This window comes from Paenibacillus sp. GCM10027628 (genome assembly GCF_042676385.1).
Taxonomy (GTDB): domain Bacteria; phylum Bacillota; class Bacilli; order Paenibacillales; family NBRC-103111; genus Paenibacillus_E.
This window is the reverse complement of sequence record NZ_JBHTHA010000028.1, coordinates 1-24,360: the sequence shown is the minus strand read 5'-3', so window position 1 is coordinate 24,360 and position 24,360 is coordinate 1. Positions and strand designations below refer to the sequence as shown.

Sequence of the window (24,360 nt, the reverse complement as noted above, 5' to 3'; positions counted from 1 at the left end):
TAGATAATATCGGGAAAGAATCCGGGAATCGCCGACACAGGTGATAAAATGAAAAAACCTCCTAATCGCTTAGAGCGATTTGAGAGGTTTTTGATGTTAAGGCGATCTCCTGCAATCGGCTTCATCTTTGCCTGTCTATCCTATACATGCCACAGATGGGATTTGGTCGGTTATTCCGCCAGATATGGCGTTACTTTAAAGTTATCGATAAAGCTTTCACTGTTGAAGCTTCTAACCCCTACGTTGCCATGCGTGAAAGGAGTATCGCTCCGATCCGTGTAATCAATAAGGGGATTATCCATATCCCCAACATAAACCTTGATCCTGGTTCCGCTCACGACTACCTTCATGTGCATCCAATTCCCAACCGTGCCGGCTAGCGCCTTTCCGGTCAAGTGCTGGAAGTTATAATTGAATTTGCCCAGATGCACGCCGTCTGCGGTCAGGTATGCCATGTAACCCTGTAGGAAATCGTCACGATTCTGACTCAATGCCGTTCCGTCAGCCGGATTGTTTACGCGGAAAATAATTCCTGCATTACTTTCTCCTCGCGTATTTGAGCCCAGTTTGATATCTGTCTCCACGGAATAGTCCGACCAATTGCTGTCGCCAATAACCGACTTCGGATATCCTCTCAGTTGGGATTTATATACGCCTTGTTTAGGAACGATCGGGTCATTATGGAAACGGAAGCTGTAAAAGTCGAATTCACCGGTTACAATTTCGACCTTGATCGTGTGATTGCCTGCTGGAAGGGAAATCCCTTCTTTCGTTACCGTCATCCACTCGTTAAAACTGCCGGTATTGGGAACATTGATGATACCTGTGAGGTCGGTCGTATCGTCCAACCAAAATCTGACTTGACTCCCAACCATGGCCGTAGCCACTCTCAAATCCAGCTTATATGCACCCGCTTCGGTGACATTCACATTGTATTTCATCCACTCGCCGGTCTGGTTCCAACCCGTCGTGAACCCTTCCGGGACCGTACGGATATCGACGTCATCGGAACGGTACAGACCTCGTATGTTATCCGGCGTGTTGTCATGGTAAGCGACACCCTCCCCTCCGTTCATATAATCCACGGCAAGAACGGTCCCGGGAAGCGTTTTAGGTTCATTTAACGTAATGAACGAGAGGCTTGCGAAATCATATTCGCCTTGGACGATCTCAACCTTGATGGTATGGTCTCCTTCCGGCAGAGTTAAGTCTCCAAGCTTGACATTTTTCCAGTTATTCCATCCTCCGGTATTGGGGATATCCACGACACCGGTCAAATCGGTCGTATCATCCAGCCACAAACGGATTTTCCCTCCGTTAAGCGCCGTTGCGATACGGACACTGGCGTCATAAACTGCCGATTTGGCAACATTGACGTTATACTTCAGCCACTCGCCGGTCTGGTTCCAACCGACGTTCCAGCCACCTTTCGGATTAATGCGAATATCAACCGAATCATTGCGATACTGACCGCCGATATTCGAGGGCGTATTGTCGTGGTAACCGACACCCTCGCCACCCGTGTTATAATGAACGGCTTCGACAATACCCGGAATTGATTTGGGAACGTCGAACGATACGAACTTCAGCCTCGCGAAGTCATACTCGCCTTTCACCGTATCGAAAGTAATCGTATGTTTGCCCTCCGGCAAGTAGAAACTCGGGGACAACGTTGTTTGCCAAGTATTCCAATCTCCGGTACTAGGAATATTGATCGCACCGGTTAGATCCGTATGGTCGTCCAGCCAAATACGCGCTTGATTATCTTTGAACGTGGTTGCTGCCGTTACTTCGACCTTGTACATTCCTGCTCGCTTCACGTCGATGTTGTATTTGAGCCATTCGCCGGCCTGATTCCAACCGACATTAAGCCCGTTAAAGTTGCTATTCGTTCGGATATCAACGGAATCGCCTCGATAAGCCCCGCCGATGTTATCGGGCGTGTTATCATGATAAGCTATGCCTTCTCCGCCCGTATTATAGAAAGGTGCTTCTATGATACCAGGAACCGGCTTGGGAAGATCAAACGGAGGCGCATCCCCGGTATCTACCCGCCAGCCTTGTTCAAATTTCGTCCAATCGAAATCGTTGTCATCGTTAAAATCATCAGTTACGGCTGTCGTTGCAGTGGAAAGGTTGAACTTCAGAGAGGCAAAATCGAATGTTCCACCGTCTGCTATCACTTTGAGCTTATGCAAACCTTGTGGAAGATTGACATCCCGAATGATCTGATTATCCCATTGATCCGCGCCACCTGTCGAAGGGAGCCGTACCGTGTCCGTTAATTCGGTAGATTCATCGAGTTCAAGCTTTACTCGCGCATCGGCTGCTGCGGCATACCTGATCACGACATCATAAGTTCCCGCTTCGGATACATTCACGTTGTATGGCAAATTCCCCTTATTAAACGATTCGACATAATGACCGCCATATGTAGCTTCAGAGATACTGATATGATCGGAATTACCATTAGAATTAGACTTGCCATTACCTTTCGGGTTGAAATGGATTGCCTGGATCTCGCCGGGAATCGGCTTGTAAGCGGCATTTGCGCTGTTACCGCCCACTTTATTGCTAAACGCAATATATTCGAAGTCCGCATGCGCATCCGTTGTCGTGTAACCGATCTTGCCCTTGCCAAGTCGTTCGACGGAACGGGTTTGCTTCAACATGCCATCTACATAAATGCGATAGTCGGAGTCTTCCTTCTCCACGCGGATCTGGTGCCATTTTGTATAATCATAGCCATCCGGGAGAGAGGTTGTTACCCGTTCTGTATCCTTGCCGTCCACGCGGAATACAGTCTCCAAACGATTTTGATTGCGGTTCAGTACGGCAACACCGTAATTCTTCTCATTATTGTAGGAGAATATTGCACCCATCAGCGGATTCGCGCTGTTCCCCTGCTCTACTTGCTTCAGGTTAAACTCCGCAGTGAAGCTGTCTTCCGTCGCTTGGCGGGATAGAAGCATAGGAGATCGTTCCGGTTCACCCATGGCATCTTGATACAACGTACTGCCGTCCCGGATTCCCCAATTCCCTCCGCCGACGGCCTTCCAATCGTCGCCTACTCCATCCCGTTGGAACCGGTCGCTAAACTCAGGCATGGAGGGGTCTGGCTGTTCCGATGTCGTAGGACCCAGAACGAGCATTTTATCCCCGTTCCATACGATCCGGTCCAAATTCAGATTACGCCCAGGATTGGCATGACTGTGGTATACGATATAGTCGGAATCCAGGTCGGGACCGCGAACGATGGAGTTATGCCCAAGCCCGACATGATCTCCTTCTGCGTCGAGAAGAATCGGGTTCTGGGAGGCGGCCGGCACAAAGCCCGTAACCGGACTTGAGCTGCTCGCATAATCCACCCTGTATGCATCGCTCCACACGTGGTTTCCGGTATACGTCATATAGTACTTACCTTTGCGTTTGAATACCGTTGGCCCCTCGGTCCAACCCTTCATCGTAGCTCCGGTATTCGATTTCTCACCAAACGTATATGGATCGGACATCGGGCGAACGTCGATATTCCCGTTGCCCGTGCTGTAGAAGTACCATTGTCCGTCGTCGTCGATGAAGACGTCTCCGTCAATGCCATTCACTTTATTGCCTGTTTGGGCCGTGAAAGGACCTGTAGGACTGGAGCTCTTTAGCACGCGATGTCCGCGCTGCGTGGTACCGGGTTCATCCCGAAGCAATGCCGTATACATGTAAAAATCTCCGTTCCAGTAAACAACTTCTGGGGCATAGGCTCCTTTCGTAACCGCTTCCGTAGCGCAAAGCCCACGATATTCCCAATGCACCAAGTCTTCTGAAGACCAAACCTTCACACCTGGCTTATCGTCAACCGTACTGGTGTATAGATAATAGACGCCGTTAAATTTCAAGATGAACGGATCGCCTTCCCCATAAAAATCCCCATTATTCCAACGCCATGAGTCCGGTACGATTTGCGGATTGCTGTAAGCGAATCCTGATGCCGGAAAAGACAAGATTAAAAGTAAGGCAAACAATCCCGTTAACCATTTTTTCATTATCATCAGCTCCTATCAATTCGGATTCGCTACCGTTAGCGAATGATTTCCAACACGTAGACGGATGACGGTCTCAACAAACAGGTCACTTGAGATTTCGCGAATGACAATTTGTGGGCTTCGCAGACCACGGAATCTGGGTACTCGGCAGTATTTATGCATTCATAATTTTCAGCTGTTAATTCCAACAATCGGGCAGTGCCCGACTCTGCAAATCCGTCCAGCTGCACTTCGGTTAAGGTATCTTCAAGACTCCGGTTCACCATAAAGATCGTTAGCTTATCTTCACGAGCATTCATGCAAACCACGACGTCCAAATTCGGCAGTTCATCAAGATTTGGCGCAGTCATAGCGCTATTAATCTTGCTAACCTTAAAGCTGCCGCATTCGGTTTGACTCTGAACAACATAGCCCAAGTCTCTGTTTGCATACATTTTCATGACATAATAAGTTGGAGTGCCATAAACAGTTAAAGAATTCCCGCTTCTGCCTGAGGACTTACCGCGAAATTGATCCGCATAGAAATCCCCTACTCGGATGCACCCCCCAAGCCAGCCGTTGACAAGGTCGGAGAAGCTGCCTATCTTGATCATGTCGCTATTTCGAATAAATTCATTCAAATTTGCCGCATTCGCAACTGCTGCTTCTAGCGTGTGTTCATTAGGAAGCCCCTTGCGGATGGTATTCGGATAGTACATCGTGTTGTATTCCGTTATAGCCAGTTTCAGGTGGGCATAGAGCTCGTTAGAACTGAAAATGTCCCTTAATTGCCGTATCGTTTCCCTCGTCCATTCCGGATAAGAGACCATTGCCTTATAACGCTCTTCTTTTGGCGTAAGTGTATTCATTCCAAAACGTGCGCATCCGTGATACAAATGTAAGGTTAAATAATCGATGTGCTCGGCTGCTCGTTCTAGTAAGGTCTTGTTCCAATCCATTTTGTCATCCCCGCAAGCGAGCAGCCTAATTTCGGGATCTACAGCCTTCATGGATTGGGCAAAACGCACATAGCGTTCTGCGAATTGTTCTGCAGTGCAATGTCCAACTTGCCATGAGCCCCAAACTTCGTTACCAATCTCCCAATACTTCACTCCATATGGTTCAATGTGGCCATTTGCTGCTCTGAGTTTGCCCATCGGTGTATCCACACCGCCATTACAATACTCAACCCAATCGGCCGCTTCTTCCGGTGTGCCTGATCCATCGTTTACACAAATCAGAGGCTCCACGTTCAGTTCACGGCAAAATTGAATAAACTCATCCGTGCCAAAATACTTATTCGTCCACCCGCCCCATGCTTCATTGATAACATTGGGACGCTCATACACTGGACCAATTGCCTGCTGCCAATGATAGGCACTAATATAATTCCCTGCAAGCCGCATCATACCGGCGTTTAAGTCTCTGGTCATATCCATGACTTCTTTACGCACATTGCCTACACGGTCGGAAGGGAGCAACGAAATATGATCAAGCCAAAGCATCCCCGTAGATACATGATCCAGCCAGCGCTCATGATCAGAGGGTACATAGATCCTAAACTCCGCATGCTCACAATACCGTTCAACCGTGAGACGTGATTCATAATGCTTCCAGTTATGGCTAACCAAATCTATTCGCGCCCGTCCAATCACTTCTTCAGTCGCCTTATCCACAATCTCTGCTATAACAAACTTGATTTCGATAGAAGCTCTTGCATACAGCGCCAAATCATAGCCATGCAGATCTTGTTTTACTGCAATCGCTTGGCTAATGCCCGCATAAGCCTCGTCATCGCTATAGATTCGAACCAGCTGGCTGTGACCGGAATGATGTGCAGCAGCAGGTTCGAGGGCATAGATGGTGCTTTTCCCGTTCGTATAAGGACGCCAGCTTCCGGAAAGCCCTCTAAACATCCCGTCCATACTTTCAAAATCCATATTCGAAAGCGGATATGCCAGCATAGCATCCATATGATCTCTGATATCTTCCACAAAATGTCCGAACAAATAAGGGTTAATGCTGTCTTTGCCGATTTGATTCGTATTCACCTGGATCTTAGCTCTAGATTGCACCATGAACGCAACTCTTCCTTCCACCCATTATCCTTTTAATGAACCAATCATAACGCCTTTAACAAAATGCCTCTGTACAAAAGGATACATCACCAGTACCGGTAAGCTGGATATAATGATGACCACATATTTGATACTCTCGGCCAACAGCACTTTATCTACCAGCCCCGCGCTACTATCAAAAGAATCAGCCTGACTGATTAACAGCATTTCGCGCATCACGAGCTGCAGCGGGTACAAATCCTTGCTGCGAATATAGATTAAGGCATTGAAGTATGAATTCCAGTGACCGACAGCGTAGAATAGGATCATTACCGCCAATATCGGCTTGGAAAGCGGCAAGATCACATGTGTGAGCAGCTTCCAGTTCGAGCAGCCATCGATATGAGCCGCCTCCTGGATCTCCCAGGGGATGCTTGTTTGAAAATAAGTTCTCATGACAATCAAATTATAGGTGGCAATTGCTCCCGGGATGATTACCGCCCACATCGTATCGACCATTCCTAAGCTTTTAACGATGAGATAAGTAGGAATGATTCCTCCGCTGAAAAACATCGTAAGCGTAACAAAAAACATGATGCCCCCCCGCCCGGGAAGGTCTGGTCTTGAAAGCGGGTAGGCTGCCAGTGTCGTCATGAGAAGATTGATCGACGTTCCTACGACCGTATACACGAGGGTATTGCCATAACTATGCCATATTTGATCGTTTTGAAATACGTTCTTGTAAGCCTCAAAAGTAATATGCTTAGGCAGCAAAGTCACTTCGCCATTCAGCACCATAGCAGGATCACTGAAAGATGCGCTTATGATAAATATTAATGGGTACAGCACGACTACAACTATAAGGGCAGCCAATGTACCCACGACGGCATCGAATATTTTTTCATCCGATTTCTTTCTCTTGAATGTTTGTTCCCTCATCGCATCGCCCCTCCTCACCATAAGCTTGTCTCGGCTTTTTTACGGGCAAAACGATTTACGAGCACGAGCAGCGCCAAGTTAACAATGGAGTTAAACAAACCTATTGCAGCTGTATAGCTGTATTCTCCTTTTAGAATACCTGTTGAGTAGACGAAGGTAGATATAACGTCGCTGGATTCCGAATTCAAATCATTTTGCATCAACAATATTTTCTCAAACCCGATATTCATGAAATGTCCGATATCGAGAATAAGCAAGATGACGATGACAGGGAGAATGCCTGGGACGGAGACATGCCAAATTCGCCGCAACCGGCTTGCTCCATCCATTTTGGCCGCTTCATACAGCTGCGGGTTAACTCCGCTAAGTGCCGCAATATAGATGATCGATTGCCATCCCATATTTTGCCATATATTGGAGCCGATAAAGATGGTTTTAAACCAAGCGGCTGAATCCAAAAATCGAACCGGTGCTCCGCCAAATGCTTCAATGATCGTATTCACAGGACCTCCTCGCGGAGATAAAAACAGCATCAACATGCCTACCATGACGACGACTGAAATAAAATGCGGGATATACGTAATGTTTTGCACAAGCTTGCTGAACGCTTTGTTGCGGATTTCATTAACAAGTAAAGCCAGAAATACCGGAACAGGAAAAGCAAACAATAAGGAGAACAAGTTAATCGAAATGGTGTTCCACAGCAGCCTCCAGAAATAGTAAGATCCTACAAAGCGTTCGAAATGTTCTAAGCCCACCCATTTGCTGCCAAGAATCCCCTTGGCTGGACTAAAGTTTTTAAACGCGATCTGCAATCCATACATGGGCCCGTAATTGAACACAAGATACCATACGATAGGAACGAGCAGCATCAAGTAGAGATCGTATCGACTGCCGATCGATTTTAAGAGGCTGGAGCGCCTCAATTTGGGTCGAGGCGCAACGCCTACAGGATTTGCCGTACTCTTCATCTGTAGCCCTCCAGCCATCATGCGGGTTTATTTTTGCTTTCTCATGTTATCATAAGCATCCTGGTACAGCTTTTGCAGTTCGTCAATTTTCAATTTCTTCAAAGTAGCCTGGAACTCTCCCCACTTATCGAAGCTAAGGGCGCCTGCAATAAACTTGGTGCTCTGCTCCTCGTAATACTTATCAATATCGTTCCGCAGCACATTGATTTTTTGAGCCGTTTGTTCATCGAACATAGGTGACGCGTAGCGAACCTTCGGCATGAATGGATCCAGCTTCTTTTGAGCTTCCTGAACCTGCGGCGGATTAATGTAAGAAGCTACCTTCTCGCTGATCAGATGCGGTGCCCCGCCTCCGGCATACGGAGTGATTTTGGATTGATTTTTTGTCGCCAAGAAGGCATCTGTATAATAGGGAATCCCATCCCGCAATTCATAATTCTCGCCCTTACGACCGAATCGCAGCAAGGTGGATCCTTCATCGCCATAGAAATAATCGATCCAACGTATCGTTGCTTCCGGATACTTATTAACAGAGGTGATGGCAAATGCTCCAAAATCTCTGGGTACCGGAGCTGCTGCACTCTGCATTCTATCGCCATGCGGTCCCTTGAGCGGGGCTATACCTATATATTGATCTGCAACTTTACCGTCCAGCATGGGATTGTTCGTCTGATCAAAAAAGAAGCCGGTATTTCCTGTCCCTTGCTTGGCCAGATATTGAGCCTCCTTCTGAGTAAATAGCTCCTGATCCAGCAGTTTTTCCGAATACAACTTATTCATATACATTAACATCTCTTTGTTCCGGTCATTACCCATCCAAATTTGCACGTTGTCATTTTCAAGATTAATATAATAGCCGAGCTGCTTATCCAGGCCGAATGCTCCACTCATCATGTCCAGGACAGGTAAACCTAGGCCAGGACCAGCACTTGCGCGAGCGGTCATTGGGATTTCATCCTGTTTGCCGTTGCCATTAGGATCTTTATCCCGGAAAGCTTTCAGTACCTCGTAGAGATCGTCTGTAGTTTCAGGTTCCTTCAGGTTCAGCTTCTTCAGCCATGCTTGATTCATCCATTTTTTGTCGGTTCTTGCAGCGTTGACGGTCACAATGCCAGGGATGGCATAAATATGACCTTCGGGTGTTGTAATAGCAGAGCGAATCTCGGGATAGGTTTCCATTAGCTTTTTAAGGTTTGGAGCGTAAGTATCAATCAACTTCTCGAGCGGGATTAATTGACCGCCTGAACCATAACGAATGGTTTCTAATGGAGTAAGGTTGGAGCGGTACAAAACATCAGGAAGCTCATTCGATGCAAATAACAGATTCTTTTTCTCAGCAAAACCATCCGTAGGCGCTTCGATGAATTCTACCTGAACATTGCTCATTTTTTCATAATCTTGAAACACCGGCATATCCTTAAAAGGTCCGTTGGATGGCGCAATTCTTGTGAACATTTTCAACTTAATTGGTTCTTTGACTATAGGAAATCCATCTGCAGACACGCTTTTTGCAGCATCTGCTTGGGATTTGCCCTCTTTCTCTTTACTCGGGGTATCCGAGCTGCAGGCGGTAAGTGCCATGCTGGATAATACCAAAGTGGAAAGCAGTACCGTCCCCCAATTTCTTTTCATTCTTTCGTTCCTCCGATCGAGTCATTGTTTCCCTCAAAAAAGAAAGCGTTTTCCAAGGGTTGATCTTAGTATAGTCAATTCATTCTTCCAGATGGTTCAACATATTTGACTTTCCATTCTACTTTTTTGACTGTTTCAAGTTATCCATGTACGCCTGAGGCGTCATACCCGTAATGATTTTAAAGACTTTAAAATAATAAGTGTAATTCAAAAAACCTACCTGACTGCTGATCTGTTTCAATGAATAGGGGCCGGATTCCATAAGCAGGCAGCTTGTTTTAATGCGAACTCGGTTCAAATACTCTGTGAACGTCATTTGCGTTTCCTCTTTGAACAATCTGCTTAAATAGGAAGGATTAAGATTAAGGGCACTAGCCGTGATGTCCAATGAAATGTTGGAAGCATAGTTGTCCGTTATAAATTGTACGGCTTTCAAAATATGACGCGAATAAGGTCCTCCGGAATGCTGTTGCTTGATTGTCTCAACAATACGAGCGTAGTAATCTAACAAACTGTGCTCCAACTCGGCAACGCTTCCCATTCGCCCAAGTTCACTCCGCGAGGGAATGAGTTTGTTATTTTCTTTGGATGCATGAGGAAAATGCCGATTCAATAACATTTCAACCATATGAAGCATTTCGCTTACAATGATTTGTACAGTCATGGCGTAGACAGGCTGACTCCGTACAACAGCGAAAATGGTTGAAATAGCATGGTTAATTCTTTCCCCATCAAACTGCTCCAGAAAAAACAACAATTGCTTCTTTGCTTCAATAAACAAAGAATCTCTCAAGATGGGCGTGTTCAGGCCTTGACAGAAAATATCGTTAATTTCCTGATTGGCTTTGCTATAACTGACGCCAAGCTGCTTCAAACTTCCACATAGCGGCCCCATGGCATAGACGCATTTTAAGTTAAGGAACTTTTCGAGGGAATGGGAAAGACTGCTCATGGCTTGATTGATTTGGGTTGTAACCGTGTGTTCGCTTCGATCCTCCGAAGAAAACAGGACAATAAAGCGCCCTTCCCCCGCATAACCTACCGTCCGCTTCTGAATGTCGCCAATCGCCATTTGCATGACTTCCGTCGCCTGCAGCACAAACCGGTTTTTCTGCACATCGGTAAAAGACTCCGTCAACAACAGAAAAGGTACGATTTGTACAGCTGCGGTTCCATAATTGATAGAATGGGTATAAAGACCATTGTCTCGTGCATAGGAATGCAGCGCTTCACTGGCTTGGGGCACGTCTCTGCCCAAATTAGCTACATGCTCGCGAAGAATAACCGGACTTAGACGTTCAAATATTTTGGTTTGAGCACTTCGAGCTTCATGCTCCCGTTCTTCGCTCTGCAATTCCTGGACCGCTTTAACAAGCAGCATCAATAGACCAGCGGCGTTCAAGCGATGCTTGAGCAAATAATCCATAGCCCCGTTCATCAGGCAAGTCCGAACGTAGTCGTAATCGTCAAAGCTGCTCAGCATGATCATTTTTACCTTTGGAAATCGGTCTTTGATCTTACGGCTCAGTTCTACCCCATTCATTACCGGCATGCTTACATCCAAAATTGCAATATGCGGCGTATGCTGCTCCATCATGGAAAGTGCCATAGTTCCGTTATGAGCCTCACCGCATAGGGTGAAACCGTGTTTTTCCCAATCCAACATACTCTTCACATCGTTACGTGCCAAAGCCTCATCATCAACCAATAATACCTGAAACATTCCTCATCCCTCCTGACCTTATTGATCCTTACCAGGCAGCAATGGAAATCTGATCTGCACAGTGGTATAGGTGTCTGGCGCACTATAAAGACTCAAGCCGTAAGGCTCCCCGAACAGTCGAATGATACGTTCATGCACGTTGCGAACTCCCATGCCGCTAAAGCGTGTGCTTGTTGAAACTTTATTCACTTCAAACAGTGCATCCATCTGTTCCTTGGACATTCCTTTGCCGTTATCCCTAACTTCGATTCTCAGTTCTGCATTTTCCTCATAAACGCGAATCGCCACCTGGCCCTCATGCTCCGAAGAGGAAAGTCCATGTATGATAGCATTTTCTACAAGAGGCTGTAGCATTAACTTTAAAACGCTGAACTGTAATAGCTCTTCATTTTCAACTTCTATATTCAAATGTATGGGTTCCACATATTTGTATTTTTCAATATTCACATAACTGCGGACATACTGCAGCTCATCTTGCAGGGAAAGAAATTCATTCGTATTCCCCAAAACACCTCGCATGAGCTCAATCAAAGACTCCGATACTTCAACAATATTCGGCACCCCGTTCAATTTGGCCAAATATTTGACCGTATTCAGCGTGTTATACAGAAAATGAGGGCGGATTTGTGCCTGCAAAACAGCAAGCTCTGCTTCACGTTTCTCCTTCTCGGTCGTTACGATGCCTTCAAGTAAACGTTTTAATTCGGCCACCATACTTTTGAATACGTAATAGAGCTGACCTATTTCATCCTCGGAATGAATTTCGACAGTCGGGAGGGTCAAGTTGCCTTCCATGACATGCATCATCATGGATCTCAGCCTTCGAATATTTCTTGTAATTCTCGAGGAAACCTGTAAGGTACCGATGACGATAAATACAAACACAATAATGGCTACTGTGGCTAATACATTCCGGATTCGTGTCGTTTCGGTCAACAACGATTTCATCGGAACGAGTGCCACCGTTGACCATCCTGTATAATCGGATTTCCGTGTGATGACCAGGTAAGACTTATGGTCGAAGACCCTTTCAACTGAACCGTCAGTCCCTGCCAGCTCCTGTTTGAGCCCCATGATCGTTTCCTTGTTAAAAACGCTTGTTTGGGGTTGATAAATAAATTCGTTGTTCCTATCAACCACATACAACATACTGTCAGGTGTTGGTTTGACATCATAGATTTTCTTAATGAACTCGTCATTCAGATCGAACATCACCATACCGATTAAATTACGGTTATATCGGAGCTCGCGCCCGGTCACAATGGAGTCACTGACGCCGGTTTGATGAAAATACGCATACCCTGTACCATTTTGAAGCAAATAATCCATCATCGGTGTGAATAATACGTTTTTATCGAGCCATGGGGTGCCGACGAAAAACACCTTTTCGTTCAGCCCTATGACGGCGACTCGAGAAATATATGGCTTGTAAGCAATCAAAGCCGATAAAAACTCCTCGATCCGCTTTTGTTCCTGGAACCACTCGTAGCTTGGCTCCTCTGTCTTGCTAAGCAATGTTTCAAGCACCGTTTTATTGGTAGCGACGACCGTATTTAATCGACTAACTTCCTCCAGACGAATATTCAATGATTCGTCCGCTTGTCGGATGCTTTCCGTAACGGAAATAATCGCATTATTCTTGACCGTTTCTCTCATATACAAATAAACAATACTTGTCACAGCTACGATACCAAGCAGCGTAACCAGACTAAATGCGACGAAGATTTTCCCCTGGATGCTTACCGTGGGTGAAATCAGCTTTCTTATGGAGAAAAACTTCATGAACCGTCAGCTCCTTTCCCTATCATCAGGATGTGAAAAAACATGAATCCGGCCCGATGAGGAGCTTAATTCATGTTTTAAAATTACACGCTACAAGGTTCTATGCACATCCCCTGTCCATCTTCTTCGGCTTGCAGCAGGACAATTCCCGGACGGGTCCGAAATGGAGCGGTTCGATCATTTCCGAAAAATGTCGACATGAGTCTTCCTTCATGATCGATAAACATCGTCCCGTGGCCTCCGTGGGGAACTGCCAACCGTCTTGGTGTATACGGACCGTATAAATGATCTGCAACGGCATACATCATATCATAAGTACCGTCCACTCGTTTATCGCCATTCCATTCCGCAGCACCAAGAATATACTTACCTTTATATTTCACGATAAAAGCACCCTCATATCCAACGCGCTGTCCATCTGAGCACAATAGCTTGCGGGGGTCTTCTGCAAAGCCCGTCATATTCGTTTTCATCCTGGCAATTTTCCCGTCCTGCCACACAAAATAAACTTGACCATCGTCATCCTGGAACAGGCTGGAGTCGATATCCGTATTCGTCATTCGTCCCATATCGATATAAGGTCCCTCTGCATGTCCGGATACACTTTTAATCAACCCGGTGCCTCCGCCTTGAAGCGAATATGTGATCCAGAATGTTCCGTACAAATAAATCATCTCCGGGGCCCAGAGACAAGGATTCTCATAAATGTTGTTCTCCCATGTACCGTTCTCGGATAAATCCCATACTTTCGCTACATAGTTCCATTCCTTCAGATCTATGGAGCTCCATAAGTGAAGCTGGTTATTCCGGTCCCAAAAATTTCGATGCGGCTTATCTGTGGTCCCCGTCAAATAATACACCACATCCGGTCCTTTGCTAATATGAGGATCCCGAATCATGAAATCAGCAATGGGTTTGAGACTTCCAACAGCCCCCTTCTCAAGGACTGCACCCTCAATCGGTCGAATGAATCCCGGACGTGCGATGGACATGGGGACCAAGGAAGGATAATGCTCAACCGGCGAATAGCTGCCGCAGCCCGTAAAAGATGCATACAGCTGATTGTCAATTCCGGTAAATAAAGAGATTTGCCCGCCATGGGGAATTGCCAGATACCGTCGGCTGTATGGTCCATAGATCGATGGGCTCACCGCTACAAAGGTGTCAACAGCATCGCTGCCCATCCGCTCAAACGCATCTGCACAAAACATATAGTAGTACCCATCCCGCTTGTATAAAAAAGCCCCGTGTGTTCCAATCTGCAGTTTTCGAATGTATGATGGATGATCCTCACGCCCCGCGACCTTCCAAGGCTGCACTTCTACCATCCGAGGAACTTCCTCAAGACCGGTCATGTCCTCATTCATGCGGGCAATCTTTCCATTACTATAAATCCAATATACAATTCCGTCTTCATCTTCAAATAATGAAGCATCCTGCCCATCATCCGTCATCATACCCAAATTCTGGTAAGGACCTCTGACGGAGTCGGACAAGCTTTTGAGCAAACCGGTGCCTCCTTGACTCAACCCATAGGTGATCCAGAACGTTCCTTTTACATAGTGGATTTCTGGAGCACAAATTCCATTGGCGCCCTGGCTCCCCTTTTGCCATGATCCCTCTTGCTCCAAGCACCAAACTGTGACTGGCACCGTCCATGACTTTAAGTCAGCGGATGTCCATACTTGCAAGTTTAAGCAATCAGTCGTTCCGGTCAAATAGTACATACGATCCGGTCCTGTACAAATACTGGCATCTTTTAATGAAACATCCAAAATTCGTTCTATGAGTACGGGAGATTCAGAGTAACCCCTACATGCGGACCACTCTGTTTCAGGGTGCGGAGGTTGAGTAATAAAATCGTCACTTTTCATTGATGCGTCCCCCTTAAGCAGTTGTATGTTTGAGTTCATTATATCGTTCTTTTAACAAACTCTTAATGGAGAAAACGGTTCATCAGGTGAGGAAAAGGGACATCATACTGCCCGCTCCTTTCGTCATGGCTTGCAGGCTGGAGAATGGCCATAATAATTGCGATATGCTCGTGAGAATGAGTATAAACTCGGATAGCCTACCGTATAAGCGACCTCAGTAATATTCCGATCGCCTAATGAGATCAACGCAGCTGCCTTTTCCATTTTGAGCCTGTACAAATAGCGGTTAGGAGATACGCCGATCATTTTCTTGAATATATCCGAGAAGTAAGATCTGTGTACCCCCGCAGATTCAGCAATCTCCTTGATGCTGATGCCTTCCATATAGTGCAATTGCATAAAATCAAGTGAACGTTGCAACCAAGGTATGTCATTCACTTTGCTTTTGGTTTCGCTAAGAGCCCTTCCCTCTTTCAAAAGCACGGCAAAAATGGCATATAGCTTTTCCTGAAGTTCTAATGAGAAGCCGATATCCTTTACTCCATCCGGTTGATCCGAAATATAGCGAAGTAATGCATATAATGAATTCCAGACTTCCTTGGTACCTTTTGCACGAAGAATGGGAGTGGCTTTAGTTAGACCTAGCGATCGTAGCAAAGGTGCGGTCTGAGGTCCTTGAATAGCAATCCAGATCAGCTTTAAGGTCTTTTCCGGATCGTAAATGCGGTAAGAATAGGGTTCAGCCGGGAAGAAGCAGCAAATATCGCCACGCTGGAGAATAGCTTCCCGGTCTTCGTATTGCAACAGCAATTGACCTTCAACCACGAAATGAAGGCTGAAGCATTCGATACTTTTAGGCCCAACCTGATAGTTAGGTTTAGCAATGTTATGTCCAAGGCGAAGGCACCATAAACCGCTCATTTTAATAAACTCACTCGGGTTCAAATAAAGCTGTTGTGCGTATTCGTGGGCAAATTCCTGCATGGTGATCTCCCTCCCCTTTTAAACTTAAGATAACACAACCTAACATAATGTTAAATGAATCCTAAATCATGATATTTCCAACCCGTCTCTCATCCCTTACTCTAAAGATAGAAATGAGAATCTTGGAGGAGCTTTCGAATGAAAAAACCTAATATTTTGTTAATTACAAGTGATCAGCAGCATTGGAATACGCTGGGGGCTTTTAATTCAGAAATTTCGACCCCGAATCTGGATCGTCTGGTGAAAGCAGGTACAACATTTTCACGAGCGTATTGCCCGAACCCCACTTGTACACCGACTAGAGCTTCCATTATTACCGGTATGCACCCTAGTCAGCATGGAGCATGGACACTCGGCACGAAGCTTTTAGAGAATGTTCATACGGTCGGAGAAGATTTTCGTGGAGCCGGTTACAACTCCGCTCTCGTAGGAAAGGCTCATTTTCAACCGCTAGCTTCTACTGAGCAATATCCATCTCTCGAGGCTTATCCGCTCTTACAGGATCTTGATTATTGGAAGGATCATAACGGACCTTTCTATGGCTTCGATCATGTCGAGTTGGCCCGCAATCATACGAATGAGGCACATGTCGGCCAACATTACGCACTATGGATGGAAGAGAAGGGCTGTTTGAACTGGCGTGATTATTTCCTGCCGCCAACGGGTACGATGGATCGTTCCATTCTCCACAAATGGCCGATTCCTGAAAAATATCACTATAATACCTGGATTGCAGAAAGGACCAACGCTCTTCTGGAGCAATATAAAGAAGATGATCAAAGTTTCTTCCTTTGGTCCAGTTTCTTTGATCCTCACCCCGATTATTTGGTTCCTGAGCCGTGGGATACGATGTATGACCCGACTCAGCTGACCATTCCTGTTGTTACTCCCGGCGAGCATGATCAAAATCCGCCTCATTTTCACTTAACGCAATTGGAGAATCCGGATTTTGAACCCTGGAATGAAGGAGAATATGCGGTTCACGGATATCATTCCCATACAACGTTATATTCTGAGCATGACCGCAAACAACTGGTAGCCACTTATTACGGCATGATCAGCCTTATGGACAAATATATCGGAAATATTCTAGACAAGCTTGATGAGCTGGGGCTTGCAGACCAAACCATCGTTGTATTTACGACAGACCATGGGCACTTTTTTGGTCAACATGGCCTTCAGGCCAAAGGAGGTTTTCATTACGAAGACCTGATCAAAATTCCATTTATCGTACGGTATCCTGGTAAAGTTCCTGCTGGGGTCACCTCGCCGGCCATTCAGTCATTGGTAGATTTGGCCCCTACCTTTTTATCTCTATGCGACATTTCGATTCCCCACCATATGACAGGTGTGGATCAGTCACAAGTATGGTACGGTAAGATCAGCCAAGCTAGGGATCATGCCATTTGCGAGTTTCGACATACCCCAACGACGATTCATCAAAAAACTTATGTCGATCAAAGATATAAAATTACCGTGTACTATAACCAAAAATATGGTGAAATCTTTGATTTACAAGAGGATCCGGGTGAAATCCGTAACTTATGGGATAATCCCGAATATCAAACCTTAAAATCAGAGCTGTTGCTGAAATATGTATGGGCAGAGCTAGGCAAGGAGTCGATGCCAATGCCTCGAGTCTGGCATGCCTAACTTACCCGGCAAGTATGGACCCATATACCACCTGCCTCCGATAGGAGAGCCTCCTCCTCTGAGCGTGCAGTTCTTGGGTATTAATAACTGTGAAGCGGGTTACTGCAATATTCGAAAGCTTGCAAAAATTACCGTTTTCGGTTTTGTACTCTCAGGGCAAGGCTGTGTTAAGGTCGGTTCCCAATCGTATATGGCTCGTCAAGGAGACATGTTCATCCTCCCAGCTGGCTGCTACCATGAAGTTTTCTCAGCCCTTGACGGGCAGGAGCAATGGAGCTATATATGGCTTAACATTAGCGGAAACTGGATTCTTAAGATGCTTGAAGCTTATCAACTGCTTCCCCATGTTGTGACGCAGGATAGCGGGTTGGAACATTTGTTTAAAGAGGCTATTGAAGGTGCTAAGCAAAAATCAGTAGAGGAAATGCAAACTGAGCTGCAGATCACCCTTATGCGAATGATCGTCAGCCTCTCTGAAACTTTGCGTAAAAGAGGAAGTGCTTTAACAACAACCGTACAAGCTATAAAGCAAATTTTGGATAACAGCATCCTGCAACCCTTAGACTCGAGCGGACTCTCCTCTCAAATTGGCATTTCAAATAAACAAATGAATCGCTTATTTAAAAGAGAGGTCGGAACCACCATCTATAACTATGTCATCTCCAAAAAGATAGAATCCGCTAAATTGATGCTGCTGAACACACAGCTAACCATTAGCGATATTGGTTATAAACTTGGATATGTCGATCCGCATTATTTTTCGAACCTGTTCCATCACAAAACCGGTATGAGACCAAGCGATTTTCGAAAGATATTAGTAAAACAGGGCACCCCGCAATAAGGGTGCCCTAATTTCTCGGAAAAAAGTTCAGCGCTACGGAATAAATCCATAATTCACCGAAGCGTCAAATCGTTTAACCTTTCATGCCTTTCAGCCGGTCTCCCATTACCTGCATCATGCTGCGGAGCACCTCTATATTCTGAAAGCAAAGAGAAAATACCTGATCTTTATGAAGCTGAAGCAAAACGGTCGGGGCAGTCGCCGTGCAGTCGGCCGATCGCGGACCGCTATCGATAATGGCCATCTCCCCAAAACAGTCTCCTTCACCGAGGAAGGCGAGCGTAACATCATCCCGATGGACACGGACTGTTCCCTCAATGATGCCATACAACGCATCTCCGTAATCACCTACCCGGCATACAACTTCCCCTGCATCGAACTCCACTTCTTCCACCATTTGCGCCAGCTGGACGATATCCGCTTCCGACAGGTGCGAAAAGAGATCGATTTTTTGCAATATCAACACGCGGCGAAGAAGCGAATCCGGTCGGTTGATCCCGACAATCATGGAAGACGCAGCGACCTCCTTGGCTGCCATCTCTGCCTCGTCTAGAACATTCTCTTGCGCGCTACCTCCTACGGATGCCTCTGCCGCTTTTTGTTGAGACAACACCGTTCTTAGCCTTCGGGACAGCAGTTTCATCATCTCAATTGCAATGGACGAACTGTCGAACATGACCTCGTAGAAGTCATCCGAATCCAGTCTCCAGAACTGGCTATCCTCCTCTGCCTTCGCATCTGCCATACGCTCCCTGCGGACGAGTACCCCGGATTGCCCGAACGATTCCCCTTCCTTCCGCTCTCCTAATTTCACCCCGTCCCGGTAAATCCCTACCGAGCCGCTTCGTATCAAAAAGAGTGAGTTTTCGGGATCGCTCCCTTTGAAGATATACGCTCCGCTCTTGGCGCTTGTCTGCGTCAGCTTCATGGCCAAATCGGAGAGTTCCCTGCTCGTCAGCCCTTGGAACAAGGAGAAGTTCCGTAAAAGCCGGATGCGATCCATATGCTCCTTCAGCTCATCGGATTCGTCCGGGTTTACGGCATACCGAATGACTTGACGCAACCATAAATCGTCTTGCCGGTTCAGCCAAGTCAACTGATCTATCAGTTGGGACTCTGATCTGGCGGCGTTCATGATCGTATTGGTCGCCTCCATGATTTTCGCCAGTTCGATTCGGATCGGTCCATGCGTCAACTGATCCATCAATTCCATCGCGTTGGCTTGTTGGCGTGCGTCACCTTCCGTCCAATTCGCGTACACGGCCCGAATCGTAGCGGAATCGTGTATAAGAGCTAGCAATTGAAAAATACGCCACACGACAGCAGACCTAAATTGTACGCCGACTTCCGCCACTTCCCCGTAGCGTTGTACGGCCGAAAGCCCGGCCAGTTGTTCAGTCAGTTTCCAATAGAAGTCCATTTCTTGCGCGATGAATCCTTCGATGTACGAAGTCTGCTTTTTAGATGCCTTAATGTTCCGGGAAATGCGATTCATCGCCTCTAGCAGCCTGTTCCTCATCTCCAAACCGGATGAAGGATATAAAGCAAGCAGCTTGTCGAAAGCTGACGACGTCGCGATTCTCTCGAACACTTTCGGCAAATGCAAAGGAGAAAGCTCTCGGCTGAAATAAGGATCTAGCAGAGCAAACAGTTTTTTCTCATCATAAGCCGCGAGCGCCTCGATCGCTTCCTTGCGAGTCCCTCCGTGTTGAAGCATGGGCACGATGTACCCGATCAACTCAGGCACCTGGAGAACGCCTGCTGATCGAAGCGCCCGCCTGCGGACCCGGGGAGATGGGTCCTGCAGAAGCGGGATCAACGGCTTATAAAATTCCTTGATGCCTATACTTCCAAAAAGTGCGGCAACGGCAGTTCTCTCTTCTTCGTCGGTACTCTCTAAGAGTTGTTTTAACGCGCCGACAGCCCGGAACATGCCTTCAATCCCATAATGTTTGATAAGCCCTGCAATCGCGCCGGATTTGATTTCCATATCCGTTTCTTCCAAATAGTCCGAAATCCGTTCTAAATATTCCTCCTTGGCATAGGCGGCCAGTGTCAGGAGAGCTTGCGATTTGACCCGGTTGTCCGAATCGGCGAGCAGATCGAACAGCTCCGTCTCCAGGCCTCCCATCTTTTTACGCTCGATATGCAGAAGTACCTCGATAACGACTTCACGGGATGGATGCCGAAGGAGGCCGGGAATATACGGCACCAGATCAAAGCCGTTCATGTCGCAAAGAACTCGGAATGCGTAAAGCGCTTGCTGTTTGTCGGAACTTTTTAGCGCACCAGCCAGCAACTGCACACTCGCAGGGTCCATCAAATCAAGCTCGGCATCGTCAGGCTTGGAACTGCCAGTTTGCAAGGTAGCTAAGAGCGTTTCCAAATAAGCGCCCTTCACCTTGATCGCTGCCGCAATGCATACAACAAGCAGACCGATAATGACATAGCTGAATTCTCTCGCCGATAATAAGGGAGACAACATAATGAGGCCGACTGCAGCCAGTCCTTTGGCTCCATTTCGAACAATGCCGTCCAGAAAGCTCTTGGCTTGGTTTCGCCATTGAGGAGAAATCGGGAACATAATGAGCTGATTGACCGAAGAATTAATCGTATCGCCGACAACTTTATCGCTCCCTTTGACGATGACCGACATCGCCAATATTGGAAACAAGAGTACGCCAAAACTTCCCGTCAGAAGCACTGCCGGAAAAACGAGGATTGCGGTCATGACACCAAACCGGGTAAGCAGCTTGCCTGCTACAAACACCTGCACCACTAAAGCCAATAGTCCCGCTAACCCGTAGAAACTGCCCATGAATCCCGCCAATGCGTCTTTCTGCAGCTCGCCTTTCAAAATCACCTTAAACTGGTAATCAACGAATGTAAGTGCCAAAATCAGCGACGCCGACATAATCGCTACATACCCCAGATGCGGCACGGAATGGAACAAGCCTTCCTTTTCCTTATTTTGCCGCTTCTTTACTTTCGCAGTCATGGACGCCTGCGTTATCTTGCTCGTTGTTGCAAACACGTTCGCCGGATTTCCGCTCAGCCGAACCAGCGCGAATACCGCCGCCAAAGCTAGCAACTGAAGCGCCGCATAGAAAAAAATCAGGTTAGCCGTCCCGACCCAAGGGACAACCAGCTTAAGCCCGAACCCGCTTATAATGCCGCCAATGATGCCGCCGCTGCCGACAATGCCAATTGTGCGCTTGGCCTTTCGCTGATCGAGAATGAAAGTGGCAAATTGCCAAAAGCAAACAATCATCAGGAAGTTAAACACATCGTAAGCCACATAGATGATGGGAAGCACCCATATCTGCCCCAAACCCACGCCGATTCTCGAGACGACAACAAGCAAGGTAAGCGATGGAATGAGCCAATAGATAAGGCGGTCAATGCGTATGCGGTGACCAAGTTTCTGGAATATGATTCCAGAAAGGATAAGCGCCGCGGACTGCGGCAAATACATTTTGGATAGCAAGGTCGAGTCGAACTGCGACAGAAAAAGCGCATCAGCCGCTGTGCGACCTACTGTTGAAGCTGATGAGACAAACAATAAGTAGACTAACAACAGAATTACTTTGCGGTACTCTTCTCTATCTTCCGAAAAGCGTGCGATGGCTGCGTCCAGCGCTTTGCCTGAAGAGAATTTCATCTGCGTCAACGCCCCTATTCCCCTGTATTGATTCCTAATTAATAATAATTCCACACTCGACAATTTTCACCTTTTTCTGACAAGAAATACATTCGTCAAACATGAAAAAAAACCGACCTTTATGGTCGGGTACAGTATAGTTGTAACAGGATCTTTTTTGACGAGCAATGTCCCCGGTACCAGATTTTCTTCCAAAACTCCAATCAAGGCTAAAACCGCACACGCCCAATGGCCTCTGGGACATTTGGCAATTAAAGTTATTCGTTTAAGAAAAAAATGCAACTTTTTTTAATTTAACACGTCTAACGTATGGATATATATGGAATATTCATTCATATTTCCCTTAATTAATGGAGGTTTGGAAGGAGATGCAAATTTTGAAAAAGAAACAAATCAGACAATCTGCTGCTGTGATTGCTGCTTCCGCCATTCTGTCGCTTTCTTGTTTGACTTTTCCGACAGCACTTGCGGCAGAGACGTCTAAGACAGATCCGAAAATTGTCCAAGTGGCGGAGTCCTACTCTCCCTTAGCCCTCGACGACAAAGGGAACGTTTGGTGCATGGCGTTTCATGCCATTTCTGTAAAAGAAGGTTATCATCCCATCCTCATGATGAAGGCTAAGGGACTGGATCATGTAGTCAGTATGAGCGGGGACCTTGTATTAAGGGATGATGGAACGGTTTGGACCATCGAATCGACGGATGTGGATCTATCAAATGTGAAAGAACATGTTTCTGCAGAGTTAGGCGATCCTCTTCCAGAGCTGAAAGAGATCGTAAAAATCCAGGATATCGGTATGCTAGGGTTGGCGATAGATAAAGCAGGAAAAGTTTGGCTCTTTGAAAACGCTCCTCGCTGGATAAAGAATGATCCGACATTTACTCTGCAAACCAAACCAGTACTTATCGAGGGACTGGATCATGTAAAGGACATTTCCGTTTCTTATGACAACGCATTGTTTTTAAAAGAAGATGGTACCTTATGGGGGATTGATCATTATATTCCGGTGTCAAGAATTCACAGTAATAATCCATCCTTGTATGATACCATCCGATCGACGAAGCCAGTTCAGATGAATAATTTGAACGATATTGTGAAGATTGGCAATGATATTGCGCTGAAAAAGGACGGAACGGTTTGGGTATGGGGACGTGATAAATTTGCAAAACCGGAAAATGACGGTTCTGAAAATGCAGTTGTTCCTTTTCAAGTAGCTGGACTTTCTGATATTACCGATTTCTCCAAGTCGGGAGATCAAGCACTCTTCGTGAAAAAAGATGGAACCGTGTGGGGTTGGGGATATTTCAGTGAAGATTGGATACTCGGAGGGAAAGCCGTAGGAACTTGGAAAGACATTTTCCAATTGAAGTCATTAACCGATGTCGCTTCCGTCTTAGTCAGTCAAACGAGCGTGGTCGAAACCGAAGCGGCAGTGAAAAAGGACGGAACGCTATGGATGTGGGGTGCTTCCGGTCCTTTCCAAAGTTTTTTTAAGGATCCTATGCAAGTAGATTTCAATGTAAATATGAAGTAGTTTTAGGTAACGAGCAGGTATCTTTAACAGCCTGCTCGTTGTTTTTTTCGAATAAGGCGAATTTTTTCCACTAAGATCGCGAAGAATTCTGCACGGACGGTGAATGAACATTGATTAAGAGTCTGCTGTAAAGTTGAGTAAATTTGTCTTTCGAAAAAGCAAGAATTTATATTGATAAAAAAAACCGCGCTAAGCGCGGCTAAAAATTTTTATCCTATTTATATCAACACCAAACAGCAAGTGCGTGGCTGCAGAGGTGTTTTTGAGGCTGTTGATTATTGGGGATAGTTTTGACGTGAACGGAAACATGCAGAGAATGTATATGATTTTTCGGATTTATTTACAGAATCAGGGCCCAAATCGCGTTTTGTGTATGAAATTTCGAATAGAATCGACTGATTCGATGTGTGCGCCGCTCATTTTGTATGATTTTTCGCATACATTTTGTGGTCTCCCGCAGATTTCCGAAGGTATGAACAGTTAATCGACAGCCTCTTTTTCATCGTTACAGTGACGAAGGGGAAATCAAGTCGTGTTTCTAACGATGTTTTGAATGCTTACAGACGAGAAAATAAGCAGCTTTATACGCTGAACGAAGCTGGAAAGATGTTTAATATCGTAAGGAACATGGGGAGATGTTGCAATCGTGTCTCTAAACATTCCTGTTAATGCTAAGAAATTGCCTTAGACAAAAA

The 24,360-nt window shown here is 46.1% G+C and carries 13 protein-coding genes; 3 read left to right on the top strand and 10 right to left on the bottom strand.

What is annotated here, in order from left to right; translation table 11 throughout:
• Positions 1 to 170: 170 nt before the first annotated feature.
• The 9 genes from ACFQZT_RS19835 to ACFQZT_RS19795 form a co-directional block, all read right to left on the bottom strand.
• The gene (locus tag ACFQZT_RS19835) at positions 171 to 4,034 is read right to left on the bottom strand and encodes a carbohydrate-binding protein (protein WP_379302580.1); all 3,864 of its coding nucleotides are present in this window, start codon (positions 4,032 to 4,034) and stop codon (positions 171 to 173) included.
• A 35-nt stretch (positions 4,035 to 4,069) separates the two neighbouring features.
• Positions 4,070 to 6,091, bottom strand: coding sequence for an alpha-L-arabinofuranosidase C-terminal domain-containing protein (locus tag ACFQZT_RS19830; RefSeq protein WP_379302579.1), 2,022 nt, complete (start codon positions 6,089 to 6,091; stop codon positions 4,070 to 4,072).
• A 24-nt stretch (positions 6,092 to 6,115) separates the two neighbouring features.
• Positions 6,116 to 7,009 (bottom strand): carbohydrate ABC transporter permease, encoded by an 894-nt coding sequence (locus tag ACFQZT_RS19825; RefSeq protein ID WP_379302578.1) that lies wholly within the window; start codon positions 7,007 to 7,009, stop codon positions 6,116 to 6,118.
• Positions 7,010 to 7,023: 14 nt separating this feature from the next.
• Entirely contained in the window at positions 7,024 to 7,980 is a 957-nt protein-coding gene (locus ACFQZT_RS19820) for an ABC transporter permease (protein WP_379302577.1), read from the bottom strand.
• Positions 7,981 to 8,007: 27 nt separating this feature from the next.
• Complete coding sequence (locus ACFQZT_RS19815; protein WP_379302576.1) at positions 8,008 to 9,612, bottom strand: extracellular solute-binding protein; 1,605 nt, start codon at positions 9,610 to 9,612, stop codon at positions 8,008 to 8,010.
• A 118-nt stretch (positions 9,613 to 9,730) separates the two neighbouring features.
• The gene (locus tag ACFQZT_RS19810) at positions 9,731 to 11,335 is read right to left on the bottom strand and encodes a response regulator (RefSeq protein ID WP_379302575.1); all 1,605 of its coding nucleotides are present in this window, start codon (positions 11,333 to 11,335) and stop codon (positions 9,731 to 9,733) included.
• 18 nt (positions 11,336 to 11,353) lie between these two features.
• A complete protein-coding gene (locus tag ACFQZT_RS19805; protein ID WP_379302574.1) occupies positions 11,354 to 13,117 on the bottom strand; it encodes a sensor histidine kinase in 1,764 nt (587 codons plus the stop codon).
• A gap of 83 nt (positions 13,118 to 13,200) precedes the next feature.
• On the bottom strand, positions 13,201 to 14,991 hold the full coding sequence (locus ACFQZT_RS19800) for a family 43 glycosylhydrolase (protein ID WP_379302573.1): 1,791 nt from the start codon (positions 14,989 to 14,991) through the stop codon (positions 13,201 to 13,203).
• Between the two features lie 123 nt (positions 14,992 to 15,114).
• On the bottom strand, positions 15,115 to 15,975 hold the full coding sequence (locus ACFQZT_RS19795; protein WP_379302572.1) for an AraC family transcriptional regulator: 861 nt from the start codon (positions 15,973 to 15,975) through the stop codon (positions 15,115 to 15,117).
• 138 nt (positions 15,976 to 16,113) lie between these two features.
• Here ACFQZT_RS19795 and ACFQZT_RS19790 point away from each other — a divergent pair, with 138 nt between their 5' ends.
• Both ACFQZT_RS19790 and ACFQZT_RS19785 read left to right on the top strand, forming a co-directional pair.
• Positions 16,114 to 17,628 carry a sulfatase family protein gene (locus tag ACFQZT_RS19790; protein ID WP_379302571.1) on the top strand — a complete coding sequence of 505 codons (1,515 nt, stop codon included), beginning with the start codon at positions 16,114 to 16,116 and terminating at the stop codon, positions 17,626 to 17,628.
• Positions 17,621 to 18,469, top strand: coding sequence for an AraC family transcriptional regulator (locus ACFQZT_RS19785; protein ID WP_379302570.1), 849 nt, complete (start codon positions 17,621 to 17,623; stop codon positions 18,467 to 18,469). Before ACFQZT_RS19790 ends, ACFQZT_RS19785 begins: the two co-directional genes overlap by 8 nt.
• Positions 18,470 to 18,542: 73 nt before the next feature.
• On the opposite strand, the gene ACFQZT_RS19780 is transcribed toward ACFQZT_RS19785, so the two are convergent.
• Positions 18,543 to 22,130: a cyclic nucleotide-binding domain-containing protein gene (locus tag ACFQZT_RS19780; RefSeq protein WP_379302569.1), complete on the bottom strand. Its 3,588-nt coding sequence runs from the start codon at positions 22,128 to 22,130 to the stop codon at positions 18,543 to 18,545.
• Between the two features lie 377 nt (positions 22,131 to 22,507).
• Between ACFQZT_RS19780 and ACFQZT_RS19775 the strand changes: the two genes are divergently transcribed.
• The gene (locus ACFQZT_RS19775; RefSeq protein ID WP_379302568.1) at positions 22,508 to 23,665 is read left to right on the top strand and encodes an RCC1 domain-containing protein; all 1,158 of its coding nucleotides are present in this window, start codon (positions 22,508 to 22,510) and stop codon (positions 23,663 to 23,665) included.
• The last annotated feature ends 695 nt before the right edge of the window (positions 23,666 to 24,360 follow it).